The organism is Sporichthya polymorpha DSM 43042 (assembly GCF_000384115.1).
GTDB lineage: Bacteria > Actinomycetota > Actinomycetes > Sporichthyales > Sporichthyaceae > Sporichthya > Sporichthya polymorpha.
The window spans coordinates 4,247,863-4,267,577 of the sequence record NZ_KB913029.1 but is presented as its reverse complement, the minus strand read 5'-3'; the positions used below and the strand labels follow the sequence as shown (position 1 = coordinate 4,267,577).

Genomic DNA, 19,715 nt, shown 5'->3' with positions numbered 1-19,715 from the left:
GCCGTCACGACGTGACCGCCAGCAGGTCGAGCGCCGCCTCCGCGAGCAGGTCCCGCCCCACCGGGCCCGCGACGACGAAGCCGGGGCCGCGGTGCGCCGAGACCACGAGCAGGTTCAGCAGCGGCGTCGTCAGCAGGACGGCATCACCGCCCTCGAGCTCCACGGCCACCCCGCCCGCGGACCGGGCGGTGTCGTAGACGCGGAACCCCAGCCCCGGCGGCAGCGCGAGCGCGCCGAACGTCGAGAACCCCTGCCCGTAGGTGCGCACCGACCGCCCGGCGTCGACGACCTGGGAGCTCGCCCGGCCCGCGAGCCGGTCCGGCAGGACGTCGGGTGCGAACTGGTCGATGCGACCGATCGAGCTGACCAACGCCTCCGCCCGCCGGCCGCCCTCCGGGTGCGGCGGTTCGAGGACGTCGGTCGGGACCGCGCCCGGACCCTGCGTCAGATCGAGGAACCGCGTGCGCAGCCCGGGTGCGCCGCCACCGCGACCGACGACGCGGACCTCGAGGGGCAGTCCGGTCCGCGGATCCGCCCACACGTCCACGTGGCCCACGGTCGTCTCCGGGTCCGTGACGACCAGGCGCACCCCGGCTGCCGCGACCCCGGCCACGCGCCGGTCCGGCAACGCCTCCAACCGCTCCGCGCCGCGCGGTCCGCCGAGCAGGCGGCGGGCCAACCGCGGCGGCGCCAGGTCGGCGGCGCGGGGCAGCCGCAGGCCGGGCTCACCGAAGAGCGCCGTCGTCGTGTTCTCCTCGAAGTCCCACGAGAACAGGCCCGTCCCGACCGGTCCGGAGCCCGACGGCCCCACCGGGCGTCCCGGCCGGGCGGGCTCCTCGTACAGGCCGCGCTCCCCGGTCGGCGTCAGGACGTCGACGCGCGAGCCGTCCGGCGACTCCCACACCCGCAGCCGCGTGACGCTGCCGAGCAGCGCCCCCACGTTGTCGATCGCCGGCAGGTCGGGCATCCCGAGGGAGCCGTCACTCTCGGCGTACCCGGCGTAGGCCACGTCGGCCGATGCCAGGATCCGCTCGCGCAGCTCCGCCGGCTCCACGTCGGGGGCCGAGACGGGCCAGGCCCCGATCAGCGCCGGCAGCGAGGCGAGCACGGCGAGGCCGCCGGCGACCAGCGCCCATCGTCCACGCGTCTGTCGCGCCGCGACGCCCACCGGGCCACGGTACGTGGCGAACGGCCGGCGCGCTCTCCTGAGGGAGCGTCAGGTCAGACGCGCGAGCGCCAGGTCCCAGATCGCGTCGGAGAGGACGGCCTTGGGGCCGCGCGCCACGGGCGTCTCGCTGCCGTCGGCACCGAGGATCACGGCGGCGTTGTCCGGTGACCCGAATGCCTTGCTTCGTCCGTCCGCGTCGGCCCCGACGTCGTTGACCACCAGCAGGTCGCAGCGCTTGCGGGCGAGCTTGGCCCGGCCGTGGTCGAGGACCGTCCCGTCGGCGTCGCCGGTCTCGGCGGCGAACCCGACGATGATCTGCCCGGGGCGCGGGCGGTCCGCGCACAGCTCCGCGAGCACGTCGGGGTTGCGGACCAGCGCGAGGGGTTCGGGATCGGCGTCGGACTTCTTGATCTTGGCGTCGACCCGCTGCGCCGGGCGGAAGTCGGCGACGGCGGCGGCCATGACGACGACGGCGGCGTCGGACGCGGCCTCGAACACCGCGGTCCGCAGCTCCTCGGCGGTGCCGACGCGGACGACCTTCGCCCCGGCCGGGTCGGGTAGTTCGACGTTCGCGGACACGAGCACGACCTCGGCGCCGCGCGCGAGGGCGGTCTCGGCGAGCGCGTACCCCTGCAGACCGGTCGAGCGGTTCCCGAGGAACCGGACGGGGTCGAGCGGCTCACGGGTTCCGCCGGCGGAGATCACGACGCGGCGGCCGGCGAGGTCGGGAACGGCCGGACCGCGCTCGAGCAGCCGGATCGCGGCGGCGTAGATCTGGGCGGGTTCGGGCAGCCGGCCGGGCCCGGTGTCGGCGCCGGTGAGCCGGCCCGAGGCGGGGTCGAGGACGATCGCCCCGCGGCGGCGCAGCGTCGCCACGTTCTCGACCGTGGCGGGGTGCTCCCACATCTCGGTGTGCATCGCCGGCGCGTACAGCACCGGGCACCGGGCGGTGAGCAGCGTCCCGGTCAGCAGGTCGTCGGCCTGCCCGTGGGCGGCCTTCGCGAGCAGGTCCGCCGTCGCCGGCGCGACAACGACGAGGTCGGCCTGCTGGCCGATGCGCACGTGCGGGACCTCGTGGACGTCGTCGAAGACCGACGTCGAGACGGGCTGCCCGGACAGGGCCGCCCAGGTGGCGGCGCCGACGAACTTCAGGGCCGACTCGGTCGGCACGACGCGCACCGACGCGCCGCCCTCGGTGAGGCGGCGTAGCAGCTCGCAGGCCTTGTACGCGGCGATGCCGCCGGTGACCCCGAGGACGACCCGGGGACGACCCTGCGCGTCGGGCATGGCCGGCGGGTACGTTCGACCGCGGTCAGACCGCGGTCGGGGCGGGCTCGAGCGGCTCGGACGTGAGCAGGCCGGCGTTGATCTCGCGCATCGCGATCGAGAGCGGCTTCTCGTGGACGTGGGTCTCGACCAGCGGCCCGACGTACTCGAGCAGGCCCTCGCCGAGCTGCGAGTAGTACGCGTTGATCTGCCGGGCCCGCTTGGCGGCGTAGGACACCAGGCTGTATTTGGAGTCGGTGGCCTCGAGCAGCTCGTCGATCGGCGGGTTGGTGATGCCCTCGCCGGTGGCGGAAGCGGACACGTGGTGCCTTTCAGCAGGGGTCTGGAGCGATTCGCGACCCGCATCGGTGCAGGTCAGGGGGCGGGTCGTGGACTCGGCGCCCGGGTCAAGGCTACCAGTTCGGCGGCCACGTCCTCGACCGACGTGTTGACCAGCGACACGTCGAACTCGGACTCGGCCGCGAGTTCCTCCCGCGCACGGGCCAGGCGGGCGTCGATGACGTCCTGCGGCTCGGTGCCGCGGTGGGTGAGCCGGCGGACCAGCTCGTCCCAGCTCGGCGGCTTGAGGAAGACCAGCAGCGCCTCCGGCATCGCCTGCCGGACCTGCCGGGCACCCTCCAGCTCCAGCTCCAGCAGGACGGACTGGCCGGAGGCCAGCCGGTCCTCGACCGGCAGCCGCGGTGTGCCGTAGAGATTGCCCGCGAACTCGGCCCACTCCAGCAGGTCGCCGGCGGCAGCCATCGCCTCGAAGTCGGCCCGGCTGACGAAGTAGTACTCGACACCGTGCCGCTCTCCCGGGCGCGGGAAGCGAGTCGTCGCGGAGACCGACAGCCACCACTCCGGGTTGTGCGTGCGCAGGTACGCCAGGAGCGTCGACTTGCCCACCCCTGACGGCCCGGAGAGCACGATCAGGCGGGGGGCCGGAACCGACGCCCCGTCAGATGCGGACAAGCTCAGCTCGAGCCGAAGTCGCGCTCGAGCGCCGCGATCTGGTTCGTGCCGAGGCCGCGGACGCGACGCGTCTCGGAGATGCCCAGGCGCTCCATGATCTGCTTCGCGCGCACCTTGCCGACACCCGGCATGGATTCGAGCAGGGCCGAGACCTTCATCTTGCCGATAATCTCGTTCTCCTGCCCCTCCTTGATCACCTGCGCGAGGGAGGCCCCGGAGTGCTTGAGGCGGTTCTTCACCTCGGCGCGCTCCCGCCGGGCAATGGCGGCCTTCTCAAGTGCTGCGGCACGCTGCTCGGGAGTCAGCGGGGGAAGGGCCACGGCAGGGTCACCTCGACTTACTCGTTCGGACTCGACTTCGTGATGGCATCCGCCGTGCCACCAGCGGCGACGCTACCGCAAAACGGCTGCGTACAGGTCACCGGCCCGGGCGGCGGCATCCGCCAGCGCCGCCGGATCCGGGCCCGCCCCGAGGATCTCCCGGGAGACGCTCGGCAGGACGTGCGGGGCGACGGGACCGAAGAGCCGGCGCAGGTCGTCCGCGCCGCCACCCTGCGCACCCAGGCCGGGCACGAGGAGCGGACCGTTGATCGCCAGGTCCTCTGCCGTGTCACCGATCGTGGCGCCGACGACGACGCCGATCGAACCCTGCGGAGCCTGCCCCGCGTTCGCGGCCGCGACTGCGGAGAGCATGCTCCCCGCCACGGTGCGTCCCTCGGCGGTACGCGCGTGCTGCACCTGCGGCCCCTCCGGGTTGGAGGTCAGGGCGAGCACGAAGACGCCGCCGCCGTGGGCCGCCGCGGCGTCGAGGAAGGGCTGCAGCGAGCCGAAGCCCAGGTAGGGCGAGACGGTCAGGGCGTCCGCGCAGAGCGGACTGGCGGGGTCCAGGTAGGCCTGCGCGTAGGCGGCGGCGGTCGTCCCGATGTCGCCGCGCTTGACGTCGAGCAGGACCAGCAGACCGGCCGCCCGCGCGTCCGCGACCGTGCGCTCCAGCGCCGACACCCCGGCCGCGCCGAACCGCTCGAAGAACGCCGACTGCGGCTTCACGACGGCTACGCGCCCGGCCAGCGCCTCGACCACGGTGCGGCCGAACCGCTCCGCCCCGCCGGCGTCGTCCGGGAGCCCCCAGGCCGCCAGGAGCGAGGCGTGGGGGTCGATCCCGACGCACAGCGGGCCGTGCGAGGCGACCGCGTTCCAGAGCCGCTGACCGAAGGGTTCCGTCATGGTCTCGACCCTACGACCCGCGGAGCACTCTCAGACGACCGCGATCGGGTCGTGCGCGCCCGTGCCGGGGCGCCGCGGGGCCGTCTCGGCGGTGATGTGCACCTCGTCCCCCGCCTCGATCCCGAGGTGCCAGGCCTCGCCGCGGGTCAGCTGCGCGGTGACGATCTCCTCGTCGTGGGTGCGCACCTCGACCCGCACCTCGAACCCCAGATGCGTGACGCGGTTGACCTTGCCCGCGACCGAACCCGCCGACGCGTGCCGCGACAGAACGAGGTCGTGGGGGCGGACGAGGCGGCCGCGCAGGGTCGCCACCGGCCCCAGGAACCGCAGGACGAACTCGGTCTGCGGGTTCTCGTAGACCTCGCGGGGCGTGCCGACCTGCTCGATGCGGCCGGCGTTCATCACCACGATGTGCCCGGCGACGTCCATCGCCTCCTCCTGGTCGTGCGTGACCAGGACGGTGGTGACGTGCACCTCGTCGTGGAGGCGGCGCAGCCACGCGCGGAGCTCCTCACGGACCTTCGCGTCCAGGGCGCCGAACGGCTCGTCGAGCAGGAGGACCTTCGGGTCCACCGCGAGCGCCCGGGCGAGCGCCATGCGTTGGCGCTGACCGCCGGAGAGCTGGTTCGGGTACCGGTCGTGATACCCGGCGAGACCGACGATGCCGAGCAGTTCGTCGACGCGGGCGTCGATCTGCGCCTTCGGCTTCTTTCGGATCGTCAGACCGAAGGCAACGTTGTCCCGCACCGTCATGTGCTTGAACGCCGCGTAGTGCTGGAACACGAAGCCGATGTTGCGGCCCTGCGGACGGACGTGGGTGACGTCCTGACCCGAGATCACGACCGCACCCGCGTCGGGCTCCTCGAGCCCCGCGATGACGCGCAGCAGCGACGTCTTGCCCGAGCCCGACGGCCCGAGCAGCGCGGTCAGCGACCCGTCCGGGACGACGAGCGAGACGTCGTCGAGGGCCTTGAAGTCCGAGTAGAACTTGGTGACGTTGGAGACGGTGATCACTGCTTCGTCCTCCGGCGGTTGACGAGGGTCATCAGGAGCAGGGTGAGCAGGGCCAGACCCATCAGCACGGTCGCGGCCGAGTACGCCCCGAACGTGTTGCGGTCGTCGGTGTAGCGGGCGTGCACGAGCAGCGTCAGCGTCTGCGACTCCCCGGGGACGCCGCCCGCGACGACCGTCAGCGCACCGAACTCCCCCAGCGAACGCGCGACGGTGAGCACGACGCCGTAGACCAGGCCCCAGCGGATGGCCGGCAGCGTGATGCGCCAGAACGTCTGCCAGCGCGAGGCCCCGAGGGTGGCGGCGGCCTGTTCCTGCTCGTCGCCGATCTCGTGCAGCACGGGCTCGACCTCGCGCACGACGAACGGCAGCGTCACGAAGATCGTCGCCAGGATCATGCCGGGCAGCGAGAAGATGATCCGGAAGCCGTTCTCGGCGAGCGCGCCGAACCAGCCGTTGACACCCCAGAGCAGGATCAGCGAGACACCGACGACGACCGGCGAGACCGCGAACGGCAGGTCGACGATCGCCTGGACGATGCCGCGGCCCGGGAACTTCCCGCGGGCCAGGGCCAGGGCGGTGATCACGCCGAACACGACGTTGATCGGCACGACGATCGCCACGATCAGCAGCGAGAGCTGGATCGCCGACTGGCACGCGGGCGTCGTGACGGAGTCCCAGAACGGGCCGAAGCCGTTCTCGAACGTGCGCCAGAAGATCATGCCCAGCGGCACCGCGAGCAGGATCCCGAGGTACCCGAGCGCGAGCAGACGCAGCGTCAGTTTGGTGGAGGTCCTGGTCTGCACGGCGTCAGTGCCTCCGCGCCGCGCGGGCGCCGACGACCCGCAGCACCAGCAGGACCAGGAACGAGATCGCGAGCAGGGCGACCGACACCGCGGCCGCGTTCACCGGACGGTCCACCTCGATCTGCGTGGCGATGTACTGCGACGCGACCTCGGTGTCGCGCGGGATGCCGCCACCGATGAGCACGACCGAGCCGAACTCGCCGATCGCCCGGGCGAACGCGAGCCCCGCGCCGGAGAGCAGCGCGGGCGCGAGCGCCGGCAGGATGATCCGGCGGAAGATCACGACGTTGCTCGCCCCGAGCGACGCCGCGGCCTCCTCGGCCTCGGCGTCGAGCTCCATCAGCACCGGTTGCACCGTGCGCACGACGAACGGCAGCGTCACGAACAGCAGCGCGAGCACGACGGCCGGCTTGGTCGCGACGAGGTTGACGTCGATCGGGCTGCGCGGGCCGTACAGGCTGAGCAGCACGATGCTCGCGACGATCGTCGGCAGGGCGAACGGCAGGTCGATCAGGGCGTTGACGACGCCCTTGCCGGGGAACTCGTCGCGCACGAGGACCCACGCGATCAGCGTCCCGACGAGCACGTTGATCAGCGCCACGAGCACCGAGACGCCGAGCGTGAACGTCAGCGCCGCTTTGGCCGACGGCGCGGTGACCGCGTCCCAGAACCCGTCCGGGCCCTTCTCGAAGGACTTCGTCGCGACCGCGGCGAGCGGCAGCAGCACGATCAGCGACAACCACAGCGTGGCGACCCCGAGGCCGACCGGCCCGATCCCGCCGACCGGCGGCGCGAACATCCGCCGCCGGGAACGCCGGGGCGCCGGCGCCGGAGCGGCCGCCGGCGTCCCCGGAGAGTCGAGGGCCAGACTCACGAGTTGATCTCGGTGTAGATCTTCGTGATCAGGCCGTTGTCGGCGTCGAAGAGCTCGGCGTTGATCTTGTCCCAGCCACCCAGCTCGTCGATCTTCCAGAGCTTCTCGGGCGACGGGTACTTGTCCGAGAACTCGGAGAAGATGTTCGACTTCACCGGGCGGAAGCCGGCCTCGCCCCACAGGCGCTGACCCTCGTCGGAGTACAGGAAGTCGCGGAAGGCCTCGGCGGCCTCGCGGCTCTTGGTCTTGTTGACGATCGCGAACGGGTTCTCGATCAGCAGGGTCGACGGCGGGGTGACGTACTCGACGTCCTCGCCGTCGTTCACGAGGAGGATCGCCTCGTTCTCGTAGCTGAGCAGGACGTCGCCCGTGCCGGCGGTGAACAGCTCGGAGGCCTCGCGGCCGGACTTCGGCTGGCCCTTGAGGTTGTCGACGATGCCCTTGACCAGGTCCAGACCGGCCTGCTGGTCCTCGCCGCCGTTGCTCTTCCAGAGGTACGGCGCGAGCAGGTTCCACTTGGCGGAGCCGGACGAGAGCGGGTTCGGGCTGACGATCTCGATGTCGTCGCGGACCAGGTCGTCCCAGTCCTTGATGTTCTTCGGGTTGCCCTTGCGGACGACGAGCGTGACGACGGAGCTGGCCGGGACGCCGTGGAACTCGCCGTCCTTCCAGTTCGCGTCGACGAGGCCGGCCTTGACCAGGCGGGTCATGTCGGGCTCGAGGGAGAACAGGACGATGTCGGTCGGCAGGCCGGCCTCGACCTTGCGGGACTGGTCGCCGGAGGCGCCGTAGGACTGCGAGAAGAAGACGCCGGACCCGGCCTCGGTCGCGTTGAACGCGGGGATCAGCTTGTCGAAGCCGACCTTCGGCACCGCGAACGCGACCAGGGCGAGAGTGCCCTTGCCGCTCTGGGGCGCCGAGGAGCCCTCCGTCGAGGACGAGCTGCCGACGGTGTCGTCGGAGCCACCCCCGCACGCGGAGAGGAGGACGGCTCCGGCGGTGCCGGTGAACAGGGCCGTGAACTGACGGCGGGACAGAACGGAGCCACGCGGGCGGGCGGTAAACATGACATGGAGTATCGACTTACTGGAGTTCATTGTCCAGCAACTCGCTAGAGATTGTCATCTCACACGAGTTTCTGTCCAGACCCCGGCGCGCGCCTAGGGTGGAACGCAGGCGCCGGTGCGAAGTCCTGGGGGGTATTGGTGGAGATCTCGATCCCGGTCGAGAAGTACGTCCTCGACAACGGACTCGAGGTGATCCTCTCCCCCGAGCCGGCGGCGGCCACGGTGGCGACGAACCTCTGGTACCACGTCGGTGCGGTCGACGAGCGGCCCGGTTCGACGGGGTTCGCCCACCTCTTCGAGCACATGATGTTCGAGGGCTCCGGGCACGTCCCCGGCGAGCTGATCGACATCCTCACCGAGTCGGTCGGGGCGTACACGAACGCCTCGACGCACAACGACTACACGAACTACGTCATCCCGAACCTGCCGCCCGAGCAGCTCGAGCTGGCGCTCTGGATCGAGAGCGACCGGATGGCCTACCTGCTCGACTGCCTGGACGCCCGGAACCTCGCGAACCAGATCGCGGTGGTCCGTAACGAGCGGCGGCAGAACTGGGAGCAGGCCCCGTACGCGCTGACCTACCAGGCCGTGAACGAGATCCTGTTCCCGGCGCCGCACCCGTACCACGCGTCGATCATCGGCTCGCACACCGACATCGCGTCGACCCAGCTCGACGACGTCCGCGACTTCTTCCGGACCTACTACGTCCCGAACAACGCGACGCTGGCCATCACCGGGAACTTCGACCCGGCCCGTGCCCGCGAGCTCGTCGAGAAGTACTTCGGCACGATCCCGCGCGGTGCCGACGTCCCGCGGCAGGTGCACCGGGCCCCCGACCTGACCGAGGAGCGCCGGCTCACCCTCACCGACGACGTCGTGCTGCCGAAGCTGACGCTCGCCTGGCCGTCCGCGCTCGCCTTCGCGGAGGGTGACGCCGACGCCGACGTGCTCGCCCACGTCCTCGCCGGCGACGCGCACAGCCTGCTGCGGACGCGCCTGATCCGCGAGCTCAAGGTGGCGACGTCGGTCTACGCCTACCAGGACTCGCACGGTCAGGGCTCGGCCTTCCAGATCGAGGTCGTCGCCGCGTCCGGGCACACCACCGCCGAGCTGCTGCGGGAGGTCGACGACGTCCTGGCGCAGGTGCGCGCGGCCGACCTCGACGCCGACCGCGTGGAGGCGGCGAAGACCAACGCCCTCGTCGCGACGATCCGTTCCGTTGAGGCGATCGGCGGGTTCGGCGACCGTGCCGACAAGCTCAACCTCTACAACCACTACACGGGAACGCCGGACTACCTGGCCCAGGACCTCGCGGCCTACCGGGCCGTGACCGCGCAGAGCCTGCGCGAGTTCGCGAACCGCTATCTGACCGACCGTCGGCTGGTGATCGAGACCCAGCCCGGGCCGCGGCACCTCCCGCCGGACCCGCCGGAGCCGACCGTCCTGCCCGCGGAGTCGGAGCCGGTGGTCTCGGCCGAATCCTGGCGCGACGCCGTCCCCGGCCCCGGTCCGCAGGTGCCCACGACACTCCCCCGCATCGGCGGCTTCACCCTGCCCAACGGGCTGCGGGTCTTCACCGTCCCGATGGGGCGCCTCCCGCTCGTCACGGCCTCGGTCGTCGCCCTCGGCGGCAGCGCCGCCGATCCGCACGACCGCGCCGGGGCGACCGAGCTGCTCGGCCGTGTCCTTCGCGAGGGCGACGCCGGCCGCACCCCCGACCGGACCGCGGCCGAGGTGTCCGCGCTCGGCGCGAGTCTGCGCTCAACGGCGGAGATGGACGCCCTCACGCTGAGCATCAACCTGCTCAGCGACAAGGCGTCGGACGGCCTCCACCTGCTCGCCGACCTCGTCCAGCGCCCCGGCCTGCGCGAGGAGGACGTCGCCCGGCTGCGCAAGCAGCAGCAGGACGAGATCCGCGGCGCCCGCGCCGACGTCGGCGAGGTGGCGCGCTCGGCGATCCTCCCGCTGATCTACGGACCGGCCCACCCCTACGACCACCGGTCGGTCGGCAATCCCGACGGCGTGGGCCGGGTGACCGTCGACGATCTGACGGAGCTTCACGGCAAGACCTTCACCCCGGCGACGTGTGCGCTGATCCTCACCGGTGACGTCGACGAGGCGCGGGCGCGCGAGCTCGCGCAGTCCGCGTTCGGGTCGTGGGAGGGCGCCGGCGAGACGCCGCCGACGCCGGGTCCGGCCCGGCGCTCCGGCCCCCGGCTGGCCTTCGTCGACATGCCGGGCGCGACGCAGACCGCGCTGCGGCTCGGCCTGCCGGGTCGGCCCCGCGGTGACGCGCGGTTCGACCCGCTGGCCGTCGGCAACCTCGTGCTCGGCGGCCTGTTCACGAGCCGGCTCAACGGCAATCTCCGCGAGGACAAGGGCTACACCTACGGCGCGTTCTCGTTCTTCACCGGCGGCCGCGGACCGACCCCGTTCCTCATCGACACCGCGGTCGACGCCCGCCAGACCGGGCCGGCGATCCGCGAGATCTTCGTCGAGCTCGAGCGGATCATCGGCGAGCCCGTGACCGACGAGGAGCTGACCAAGGCGCGGCAGTCACTGGTGGCGTCGATCGCGCAGCTGTTCCCGACCACGTCCGCCGCCGCGCGGACGACAGCGGGGCTCTTCCAGTGCGGTCTGCCGACCGACTTCTACGACGGCCTGCCCGGCCGGGTCGCCGACCTGACGCCGGCCTCACTGCGGCAGCTCCTGGCCGACTTCCTCGACCTGGACGAGATGGTCCTGGTCGTCGTCGGCGACCGCGGAACGGTCACGCCGCAACTCGGCGAACTCGCGCTCGGCGAGTTCGTCGAGGTGGACGCGGACGGGCGGGTGCTCGTCAGCGAGCGCGCTTGACGATGCCGCGGACCAGGCCGGGACCCCGGTAGACGAAGCCGGTGTAGAGCTGGACCAGCTGAGCGCCGGCATCGAACATGCGGGTCGCGTCGTCGGGGTCGAGGATCCCGCCGACGCCGATGACCGGCAGCGAGTCGCCGGCCTCCTTCACGACGAACGCGACGGTCCGGACGGACATCGCGTGGACCGGCCGGCCCGACAGGCCGCCGGCCTCGTCGGCCAGGTAACGGTCCGCGGGAGCGAGTCCGTCCCGCGAGATCGTCGTGTTCGTCGCGATGATCCCGGCGACACCGCGGGCGGTGCAGACCTCGAGCACCTCGGCGATCGCGGAGTCGGTGAGGTCGGGAGCGATCTTCACCAGCAGCGGCACCGGACCGGCCGGTCCGGCGGTCGACACCGTGTACCCGCGCAGCGCGGCGAGCAGCTCGTCGAGCGCGCCCTTGTCCTGCAGCGAGCGCAGGCCGGGCGTGTTCGGCGAGGAGACGTTGACCGCGACGTAGTCGGCGTACGGCAGGAGCACCTTGAGGGAGTTCAGGTAGTCCTCGGTCGCGTCCTCGACCGGCGTCACCTTCGACTTGCCGAGGCTGATGCCGATCGGGATCGGCGCCGGGCCGAGCGCACCGAGGCGCGCGGCCATCGCCTCGGCGCCGCGGTTGTTGAAGCCCATCCGGTTCACGATCGCCTCGGAGGAGACCGCCCGGAACAGCCGCGGCTGCGGGTTGCCCGGCTGCGCGTGCCAGGTGACCGTGCCGACCTCGGCGAAGCCGAAGCCGAGCGCGCCCCAGGCCGGGATCGCCACCCCGTCCTTGTCCATCCCGGCCGCCAGGCCGACCGGATTCGGGAACCGGATGCCGAACACCGTCGTCGGCGCGGTGGGCCGCGGCAGGCGGGCCAGGGCGGCCCGTCGGCGCGGTGTGCTCCCCGCCTCCTCCAGCAGGCGGATCGTCCGGTGGTGCGCCGCCTCCGGATCCCCGCCGCCGGAGGCGAACAGGGCCTTGCGGGTCAGTGCGGTGTAGAGCTTCATGCGTGTGCGTCCCTCACCGGCGCGACTCCCACAACCGGTCGGCGTACTCCTGCAGCGGACAGACGCCGATGTCGCCGCGCAGCAGCGACTCGATCCCCTGCACCGCGGCCGCCAGACCCGGCACGGTCGTCACGCACAGCGTGTTCGAGCCGACGGCGGCGGTGCGGATGTCCCAGCCGTCGACGCGCGACCCCACGCCGAAGGGCGTGTTGACGATGAGCGCGACCTCGCCGTTCGAGATCCGCGTCACGATCGTCGGCTCGCCCTCGGGCCATTGCGCGGTCGCCGGGCCGGGGCCGTGGTGGCCCTTGCGGACGACCGTGGCCGGGACGCCGTTGCGGCGCAGGACGTCCGCGGTGCCGGCCGTCGCGAGGATCTCGAAGCCGAGGTCGTGGAGCCGCTTGACCGGGAAGATCATCGAGCGCTTGTCGCGGTTCGCGACCGAGACGAACGCCGCTCCCTTGGTGGGCAGCGCGCCGTAGGCGCCGGCCTGCGACTTCGCGAAGGCCGTCCCGAACGTGGTGTCGATGCCCATGACCTCGCCGGTGGAGCGCATCTCCGGGCCGAGGATCGTGTCGACGTGCGTGCCGTCGGCGGTGCGGAACCGGTTGAACGGCATCACCGCCTCCTTCACCGCGACGGGGGCGTCGTACGGCAGATCGGCGCAGTCGCCGGTCGGCGGGAGAATCCCCTCGGCGCGCAGCTCGGCGATCGTCGCACCGAGCATGACCCGCGCCGCGGCCTTGGCGAGCGGCACGGCCGTCGCCTTCGACACGAACGGCACGGTGCGCGAGGCCCGCGGGTTCGCCTCGAGGACGTAGAGCACGTCCGCGGCGATCGCGTACTGGACGTTGAGCAGACCGCGCACACCCACCCCGCGGGCGATCGACTCGGTGGCCTCGCGGATCCGCTCGATGTCGGTGTTCCCGAGCGTGATCGGCGGGAGCACGCAGGCCGAGTCGCCGGAGTGGATGCCGGCCTCCTCGATGTGCTCCATGACCCCGCCGAGGTAGAGCTCGTTGCCGTCGTAAAGCGCGTCGACGTCGATCTCGACGGCGTCGTCGAGAAAGCGGTCGACCAGGACCGGCCGGTCGGCGGAGATCTCGGTCGCGCGGGAGATGTAGTCGGCGAGCATCTCCTCGCTGTAGACGATCTCCATGCCGCGCCCGCCGAGGACGTACGACGGCCGCACCAGGACGGGGTAACCGACCTCGTCCGCGATGGCCTTCGACTCCTCGAACGAGAAGGCGGTGCCGTGCTTCGGAGCGGTCAGGCCCTCCTGCGCGAGGACGCGCCCGAAGGCGCCGCGGTCCTCGGCGAGGTGGATCGCCTCGGGCGAGGTCCCGACGATCGGGACGCCCTCCGCCTTCAGCGCGCGGGCCAGGCCGAGCGGGGTCTGCCCGCCGAGCTGCACGACCACGCCCACGACCTCACCGGTCGCCTGCTCGGCGTGCACGACCTCGAGAACGTCCTCGAGCGTCAGCGGCTCGAAGTACAGGCGGTCCGAGGTGTCGTAGTCGGTCGAGACAGTCTCGGGGTTGCAGTTGATCATCACGGTCTCGTAGCCCGCGTCGCGCAGCGCGAACGAGGCGTGGACGCACGAGTAGTCGAACTCGATGCCCTGACCGATGCGGTTCGGCCCGGAGCCGAGGATGACGACCTTCGGCTTCGACCCCGGCCGGACCTCGGTCTCCGTGTCGTAGGACGAGTAGTGGTACGGCGTGTGGGCCTCGAACTCGCCGGCGCAGGTGTCGACGGTCTTGTAGACCGGCCGGATGCCCAGCGCGTGACGCACACCGCGGACGACGGGCTCGGGGATGCGGCGGATCTCCGCGATCTGGCCGTCGGAGAACCCGTGCCGCTTGGCCCGGCGCAGCAGCTCGGGGTCGAGCTGCTCGGCCGCGGCCACGTCGGTCGCGACCTCGTGCAGCAGCAGGAGCTGGTCGAGGAACCAGGGGTCGATCTTCGTCGCCTCGAAGAGCTCCTCGGGCGTCGCGCCCGCGCGCATGGCACGGACGACGTCCCGCAGCCGACCGTCGTAGGGGACGGTGATCCGTGCCAGCAGCTCGGCCCTGTCCCCGGGCTCCCCGGCCCAGGACAGCGTCGCGTCGCGCTTCTCCAGCGATCGCAGCGCCTTCTGCAGCGCCTCGGTGAAGTTGCGCCCGATCGCCATCGCCTCGCCGACGCTCTTCATGTGCGTCGTCAGGCGGGCGTCGGCCTGGGGGAACTTCTCGAACGCGAACCGCGGCACCTTGACGACGACGTAGTCGAGCGTGGGCTCGAAGCTCGCCGGCGTCACCTGGGTGATGTCGTTGCGGATCTCGTCGAGGGTGTAACCGATCGCGAGCCGAGCGGCGATCTTCGCAATCGGGAAGCCGGTGGCCTTCGACGCCAGCGCGGAGGACCGCGAGACCCGCGGGTTCATCTCGATGACGATCAGGCGGCCGTCGTTCGGGTTGACCGCGAACTGGATGTTGCATCCGCCGGTGTCGACGCCGACGGCGCGGATGACGGCGATCGCGACGTCGCGCATCCGCTGGTACTCACGGTCCGTCAGGGTGAGCGCCGGCGCGACGGTGATCGAGTCACCGGTGTGGACGCCCATCGGGTCGAGGTTCTCGATCGAGCAGATGACCACGACGTTGTCGTTGCGGTCGCGCATCAGCTCGAGCTCGTACTCCTTCCAGCCGAGGATCGACTCCTCGAGGAGCACCTCGGTGGTCGGCGAGGCCTGCAGACCCGAGCCCGCGATGCGGTACAGGTCGGCCTCGTCGTAGGCCATGCCGGAGCCGGCGCCGCCCATGGTGAACGACGGGCGCACGACCACGGGATAGCCGAGGTCCTCGACGGCCTTGAGGCAGTCGTCCATCGAGTGACAGATCGCGGACCGCGCGGACTCCGCGCCGATGTCGTCGACGATCTGCTTGAACTTCTCGCGGTTCTCCCCCGCCTCGATCGCGTCGACGTTCGCGCCGATCAGCTCGACGCCGAACTCCTCGAGAGTCCCGTCGGCGTGCAGGGCCATCGCGGCGTTGAGCGCGGTCTGGCCACCGAGCGTCGCGAGCAGCGCCTGCGGACGTTCGCGCTCGATGACCTTGCGGACCATCTCCGGCGTGATCGGCTCGACGTAGGTGGCGTCGGCGATGCCCGGGTCGGTCATGATCGTCGCCGGGTTGGAGTTGATCAGCGCGACGCGCAGACCCTCGGCCTTCAGCACCCGGCAGGCCTGGGTCCCCGAGTAGTCGAACTCGGCCGCCTGGCCGATGACGATCGGTCCCGAGCCGATGACGAGGACCGATCGAATGTCCTCACGACGTGGCATGAACGCTCCTGGTGCTCATCAGCTCGGAAAACCGGTCGAACAGGTAGCCGGCGTCGTGCGGCCCGGCCGCCGCCTCCGGGTGGTACTGGACGGAGAAGGCCGGCACGTCGAGGCAACGCACACCCTCGACGACGTCGTCGTTGAGGCACACGTGGCTGACCTCGGCGCGACCGTAGGGGGTCTCGGCTGTCCCCTCGCGCGGTGCGTCCACGGCGAAGCCGTGGTTGTGCGCGGTGATCTCGACCTTGCCGGTGGTGCGGTCCATCACCGGCTGGTTGATGCCGCGGTGACCGAAGCGCAGCTTGTAGGTCCCGAAGCCGAGCGCCCGGCCGAGGATCTGGTTGCCGAAGCAGATGCCGAACAGCGGCACCCGCTCGGCGAGCACGCCCTGCGCGATCTCGACGGCGTAGTCGGCGACCCCGGGGTCGCCCGGGCCGTTCGAGAGGAAGACACCGTCGGGGTCGCGGGCGAGCACCTCGGCCGCGGTGGCCGTCGCCGGGACGACGTGCACCTCGATGCCGCGCTGCGCCATGCGGTGCGGGGTCATCGACTTGATGCCGAGGTCGACGGCGACGACGGTGAACTTCTTCTCGCCGATCGCCGGGACGACGTAGGCCTCCGGGGTCGTGACCTCCTTGGCCAGGTCGGCGCCGAGCATGCTCGGGCTGGCCAGGACGCGGGCGCGCAACGCCTCCGGGTCGGTCTCGACGCTGGAGACGCCGACGCGCATCGCACCCGCGTCGCGCAGGTGCCGGGTCAGCGCGCGGGTGTCGATGCCCGCGATGCCGACGACACCGTCGTCGTCGAGCTGGTCCTCCAGCGGCTTGCGGGACCGCCAGTTGCTCGGGATCCGGGCGGGGTCGCGGACGACGTAGCCCGCGACCCAGATCTTCCGCGACTCCGGGTCCTCGTCGTTCACCCCGGTGTTGCCGATGTGCGGGGCCGTCATCACGACGACCTGCTTGTGGTAGCTCGGGTCGGTCAGGGTTTCCTGATACCCCGTCATGCCGGTGGAGAAGACCGCCTCGCCGAAGGTCTCCCCGACGTGACCGTAGGCCTCCCCGCGGAAGGTTCGGCCGTCCTCCAGGACGAGCAGCGCGGGACCGCGCCGGCGCGTCACGCCAGCTTCCCGTCGAGCACGGTGGCATTGCCACGCAGGAACGTCGCGTACACGGATCCGGGCAGGGTCATCCTCCGGTAGGGCGTGTTGGAACTCTTGGATGCGAGGGCGTGCGGGTCGACCGTCCACGTGGTGCTCGGGTCGACCAGGGTCACGTTCGCCGGGGCACCGACCTCCAGGCCGCGGCCGTGGCCGTCGACCCGGCCGATGCGCGCCGGGCGGGTGGACATGCGGTCCGCCACGTCGGCCCAGGACATCAGCCCGGTGTCGACCATGACCTGCTGCACGACCGACAGCGCGGTCTGCAGACCGAGCATGCCCATCGCGGCGGCGGCCCACTCGCAGTCCTTGGCCTCGTCCGGGTGCGGGGCGTGGTCGGTCGCGACGGCGTCGATGGTGCCGTCGGCCAGGCCGGCGCGCAGCGCCTCGACGTCGGCGGCGGTGCGCAGCGGCGGGTTCACCTTGTAGATCGGGTCGTAGCTGCTGACCAGGTCGTCGGTCAGGAGCAGGTGATGGGGCGTCACCTCGGCGGTGACGTCGCAGCCCTTGCTCTTCGCCCAGCGGATCAGCTCGACCGAGCCGGCCGTCGAGACGTGGCAGACGTGCAGCCGCGAGCCGACGTGCGCGGCCAGCAGGCAGTCGCGGGCGATGATCGCCTCCTCGGCCACCGCGGGCCAGCCGCCGAGGCCGAGCATCGCGGACATCTCGCCCTCGTTCATCTGCGCGCCCTCGGTGAGCCGGGGCTCCTGCGCGTGCTGGGCGATGACGCCGTCGAACGCCTTCACGTACTCCAGCGCCCGGCGCATCAGGACGGCGTCGGAGACGCAGTGCCCGTCGTCGGAGAAGACGCGCACGCCCGCCGGGCAATCAGCCATCGCGCCGAGCTCGGCGAGCTGCTCCCCCGCGATCCCGACGGTGACCGCGCCGACCGGGCGCACGTCCGCGTGGCCGTACTGCTGGCCGAGCCGCCAGACCTGCTCGACGACGCCGGCGGTGTCGGCGACCGGCGAGGTGTTCGCCATCGCGTGCACCGCGGTGAAGCCACCGAGCGCCGCGGCCTGGGTGCCGGTCTCGACGGTCTCGGCGTCCTCGCGGCCGGGCTCACGCAGGTGCGTGTGCAGGTCGACAAGACCGGGCAGGGCGATCAGCCCGCCGGCGTCCACGGTGTGGGCGCCGGCCACGGAGCCGACCACTCCCACCTCGGTGATTCGCCCGTCGGCGAGCAGCAGGTCGACCGGGTCGCCGCCGAGGGGCCGAACCCCCCGCAGCAGGAACGAACTCACGCCGACTCTCCTTCGATCGAACCGATTGCTGATTCGCTACCCGAGAGCAGCAGGTAGAGCACCGCCATCCGGACGCTGACGCCGTTGGTCACCTGCTCGACGATCGTCGAGCGCGGGGAGTCGGCGACCTCGGCGGTGATCTCCATGCCACGGTTCATCGGGCCGGGGTGCATGACGATGGCGTGCTCGGGCATGGCCGCGAAGCGCCGGCCGTCGAGGCCGTAGCGGCGGCTGTACTCGCGCGCGCTGGGGAAGAACGCCGCGTTCATCCGTTCGTGCTGGACGCGCAGCATCATCACCACGTCGCTCTTCGCCACTTCCGCGTCGAGGTCGTAGGAGACCGCGCACGGCCAGGTCTGCACCCCGACCGGCAGCAGCGTCGGCGGCGCGACCAGCGTCACCTGCGCGCCCAGGGTGTGCAGCAGACGGACGTTCGAGCGCGCGACCCGGCTGTGGAGGATGTCGCCGACGATCGTCACCCGACGCCCGTCGAAGGACCCGAGCCGGCGGCGCATCGTGAACGCGTCGAGCAGGGCCTGCGTCGGGTGCTCGTGCGTGCCGTCGCCGGCGTTGACGACACAACCCCGGATCCAGCCCGAGGTCGCGAGCCGGTGCGGGGCCCCCGAGGCCGAGTGGCGGACGACGACCGCGTCCGCGCCCATGGCCTCGAGCGTCAGCGCGGTGTCCTTCAGGCTCTCGCCCTTGGAGACCGAGGACCCTTTGGCCGCGAAGTTGATGACGTCCGCCGACAGACGCTTGGCCGCGGCCTCGAACGAGGTCCGGGTCCGGGTGGAGTCCTCGTAGAAGAGGTTGACCACCGTGCGGCCGCGCAGCGTCGGCAGCTTCTTGATCGGCCGGTCCGCGACGCGGGCGAGCTCCTCGGCGGTGTCGAGGATGAGCAGCGCGTCGTCCCGGGACAGGTCCGCCGTCGAGAGCAGGTGGCGCTTCATGCGCGGTCCCCCTTCTTCGCACTCTCCGGCTTCGGCTCCGGGTGGGTCCCCTTCTGGCTCGCCTTCTGACCGAGGAGCACCACGTCGAGCCCGTCGAGCTCGGCGACCCGGACCGCGACCGTCTCGGCCAGCGAGGTCGGCAGGTTCTTGCCGACGAAGTCGGCGCGGATCGGCAGCTCGCGGTGCCCGCGGTCGACGAGGACCGCCAGCTGCACCGCGCGGGGCCGGCCGAGGTCCTTGATCGCGTCGAGCGCGGAGCTGATCGTGCGGCCGGACATCAGCACGTCGTCGACGAGAACCACCACCCGGTCGTCGACGTCCCCGGGGATGTCGGTGCGGCCCAGGCCGCGGGCGGGACGCAGCGCGAGGTCGTCGCGGTACATCGTGACGTCGAGCGAGCCCGCCGGCGGTGTGACGCCCTCGACCTCACCGATGCGCGCGGCCAGCCGCTGCGCGAGCGGGACGCCGCGCGTCGGGATGCCGAGCAGGACCAGGTCCCGCGCACCCTTGTTGCGCTCGACGATCTCGTGGGCGATGCGCGTCAGCGCGCGCCGGACGTCGGAGGCCTCCAGCACGGGGCGGCCGAGCGCGGTGGGATCGCCGGAGGGACTTGCGGGGACTTCTGACGAGTTTTCGGACGTGTTCATACGCCGATCTCGGACCTCCTTACCCGCCTCTCGGGACGGGTGTTAAAGGACGCCTGGACGCTGCCGACATTAGCAGTGAGACCGACGTGCGCCGTGGGCGGCCACGCGCTCTCGAGCAAGCCCACG

General features: G+C 71.8%; 17 protein-coding genes. 1 reads left to right on the top strand and 16 read right to left on the bottom strand.

Going from position 1 to position 19,715, the window contains the following annotated elements:
* Window positions 1-4: 4 nt before the first annotated feature.
* The 10 genes from SPOPO_RS30845 to SPOPO_RS0120735 all read right to left on the bottom strand — a co-directional run bounded on the left by SPOPO_RS30845 (window position 5) and on the right by SPOPO_RS0120735 (window position 8,387).
* Entirely contained in the window at window positions 5-1,168 is a 1,164-nt protein-coding gene (locus tag SPOPO_RS30845; RefSeq protein ID WP_019876983.1) for a hypothetical protein, read from the bottom strand.
* A 48-nt stretch (window positions 1,169-1,216) separates the two neighbouring features.
* Window positions 1,217-2,455, bottom strand: a complete 1,239-nt coding sequence (coaBC, locus tag SPOPO_RS0120775; protein ID WP_019876982.1) for a bifunctional phosphopantothenoylcysteine decarboxylase/phosphopantothenate--cysteine ligase CoaBC — start codon at window positions 2,453-2,455, stop codon at window positions 1,217-1,219.
* Window positions 2,456-2,480: 25 nt separating this feature from the next.
* Window positions 2,481-2,756 carry a DNA-directed RNA polymerase subunit omega gene (rpoZ, locus tag SPOPO_RS0120770; RefSeq protein WP_019876981.1) on the bottom strand — a complete coding sequence of 92 codons (276 nt, stop codon included), beginning with the start codon at window positions 2,754-2,756 and terminating at the stop codon, window positions 2,481-2,483.
* Between the two features lie 53 nt (window positions 2,757-2,809).
* Entirely contained in the window at window positions 2,810-3,406 is a 597-nt protein-coding gene (gene gmk, locus SPOPO_RS0120765) for a guanylate kinase (protein ID WP_084671373.1), read from the bottom strand.
* 2 nt (window positions 3,407-3,408) lie between these two features.
* Window positions 3,409-3,726, bottom strand: coding sequence for an integration host factor, actinobacterial type (mihF, locus tag SPOPO_RS0120760; protein ID WP_028984968.1), 318 nt, complete (start codon window positions 3,724-3,726; stop codon window positions 3,409-3,411).
* 72 nt (window positions 3,727-3,798) lie between these two features.
* A complete protein-coding gene (gene pyrF / locus SPOPO_RS0120755; protein ID WP_019876978.1) occupies window positions 3,799-4,629 on the bottom strand; it encodes an orotidine-5'-phosphate decarboxylase in 831 nt (276 codons plus the stop codon).
* Between the two features lie 30 nt (window positions 4,630-4,659).
* Window positions 4,660-5,643 (bottom strand): sulfate/molybdate ABC transporter ATP-binding protein, encoded by a 984-nt coding sequence (locus SPOPO_RS0120750; protein ID WP_019876976.1) that lies wholly within the window; start codon window positions 5,641-5,643, stop codon window positions 4,660-4,662.
* A complete protein-coding gene (gene cysW, locus SPOPO_RS0120745; protein ID WP_019876974.1) occupies window positions 5,640-6,446 on the bottom strand; it encodes a sulfate ABC transporter permease subunit CysW in 807 nt (268 codons plus the stop codon). The genes SPOPO_RS0120750 and cysW overlap by 4 nt, the downstream gene beginning before the upstream one ends.
* Window positions 6,447-6,450: 4 nt before the next feature.
* A complete protein-coding gene (gene cysT / locus SPOPO_RS0120740; RefSeq protein WP_019876973.1) occupies window positions 6,451-7,245 on the bottom strand; it encodes a sulfate ABC transporter permease subunit CysT in 795 nt (264 codons plus the stop codon).
* A gap of 71 nt (window positions 7,246-7,316) precedes the next feature.
* Complete coding sequence (locus SPOPO_RS0120735; protein WP_019876972.1) at window positions 7,317-8,387, bottom strand: sulfate ABC transporter substrate-binding protein; 1,071 nt, start codon at window positions 8,385-8,387, stop codon at window positions 7,317-7,319.
* Window positions 8,388-8,525: 138 nt separating this feature from the next.
* On the opposite strand from SPOPO_RS0120735, the gene SPOPO_RS30840 reads away from it, so the two are divergent.
* A complete protein-coding gene (locus SPOPO_RS30840) occupies window positions 8,526-11,243 on the top strand; it encodes a M16 family metallopeptidase (RefSeq protein ID WP_019876971.1) in 2,718 nt (905 codons plus the stop codon).
* Here SPOPO_RS30840 and SPOPO_RS0120725 read toward each other — a convergent pair.
* The 6 genes from SPOPO_RS0120725 to pyrR are packed head-to-tail and all read right to left on the bottom strand — an operon-like array spanning window position 11,227 to window position 19,589.
* Window positions 11,227-12,267, bottom strand: coding sequence for a quinone-dependent dihydroorotate dehydrogenase (locus tag SPOPO_RS0120725; RefSeq protein ID WP_019876970.1), 1,041 nt, complete (start codon window positions 12,265-12,267; stop codon window positions 11,227-11,229). The two genes, SPOPO_RS30840 and SPOPO_RS0120725, sit on opposite strands and share 17 nt — an antisense overlap.
* 13 nt (window positions 12,268-12,280) lie before the next feature.
* Window positions 12,281-15,589, bottom strand: coding sequence for a carbamoyl-phosphate synthase large subunit (carB, locus tag SPOPO_RS0120720; protein WP_019876969.1), 3,309 nt, complete (start codon window positions 15,587-15,589; stop codon window positions 12,281-12,283).
* Entirely contained in the window at window positions 15,576-16,709 is a 1,134-nt protein-coding gene (gene carA, locus SPOPO_RS0120715) for a glutamine-hydrolyzing carbamoyl-phosphate synthase small subunit (RefSeq protein ID WP_019876967.1), read from the bottom strand. The genes carB and carA overlap by 14 nt, the downstream gene beginning before the upstream one ends.
* On the bottom strand, window positions 16,706-17,992 hold the full coding sequence (locus SPOPO_RS0120710; RefSeq protein ID WP_019876966.1) for a dihydroorotase: 1,287 nt from the start codon (window positions 17,990-17,992) through the stop codon (window positions 16,706-16,708). Before SPOPO_RS0120710 ends, carA begins: the two co-directional genes overlap by 4 nt.
* The gene (locus tag SPOPO_RS0120705; protein ID WP_019876965.1) at window positions 17,989-18,942 is read right to left on the bottom strand and encodes an aspartate carbamoyltransferase catalytic subunit; all 954 of its coding nucleotides are present in this window, start codon (window positions 18,940-18,942) and stop codon (window positions 17,989-17,991) included. Before SPOPO_RS0120705 ends, SPOPO_RS0120710 begins: the two co-directional genes overlap by 4 nt.
* Entirely contained in the window at window positions 18,939-19,589 is a 651-nt protein-coding gene (gene pyrR, locus SPOPO_RS30835; RefSeq protein WP_084671367.1) for a bifunctional pyr operon transcriptional regulator/uracil phosphoribosyltransferase PyrR, read from the bottom strand. Before pyrR ends, SPOPO_RS0120705 begins: the two co-directional genes overlap by 4 nt.
* Between the last annotated feature and the right edge of the window lie 126 nt (window positions 19,590-19,715).

Coding starts and splice junctions, on each gene's coding strand:
- SPOPO_RS0120705 (WP_019876965.1), bottom strand. CDS start 18,942: ATGAAGCGCCACCTGCTCTCGACGGCGGACCTGTCCCGGGACGACGCG.
- SPOPO_RS0120735 (WP_019876972.1), bottom strand. CDS start 8,387: ATGTTTACCGCCCGCCCGCGTGGCTCCGTTCTGTCCCGCCGTCAGTTC.
- coaBC (WP_019876982.1), bottom strand. CDS start 2,455: ATGCCCGACGCGCAGGGTCGTCCCCGGGTCGTCCTCGGGGTCACCGGC.
- pyrR (WP_084671367.1), bottom strand. CDS start 19,589: ATGAACACGTCCGAAAACTCGTCAGAAGTCCCCGCAAGTCCCTCCGGC.
- cysT (WP_019876973.1), bottom strand. CDS start 7,245: ATGTTCGCGCCGCCGGTCGGCGGGATCGGGCCGGTCGGCCTCGGGGTC.
- carB (WP_019876969.1), bottom strand. CDS start 15,589: ATGCCACGTCGTGAGGACATTCGATCGGTCCTCGTCATCGGCTCGGGA.
- pyrF (WP_019876978.1), bottom strand. CDS start 4,629: ATGACGGAACCCTTCGGTCAGCGGCTCTGGAACGCGGTCGCCTCGCAC.
- SPOPO_RS0120725 (WP_019876970.1), bottom strand. CDS start 12,267: ATGAAGCTCTACACCGCACTGACCCGCAAGGCCCTGTTCGCCTCCGGC.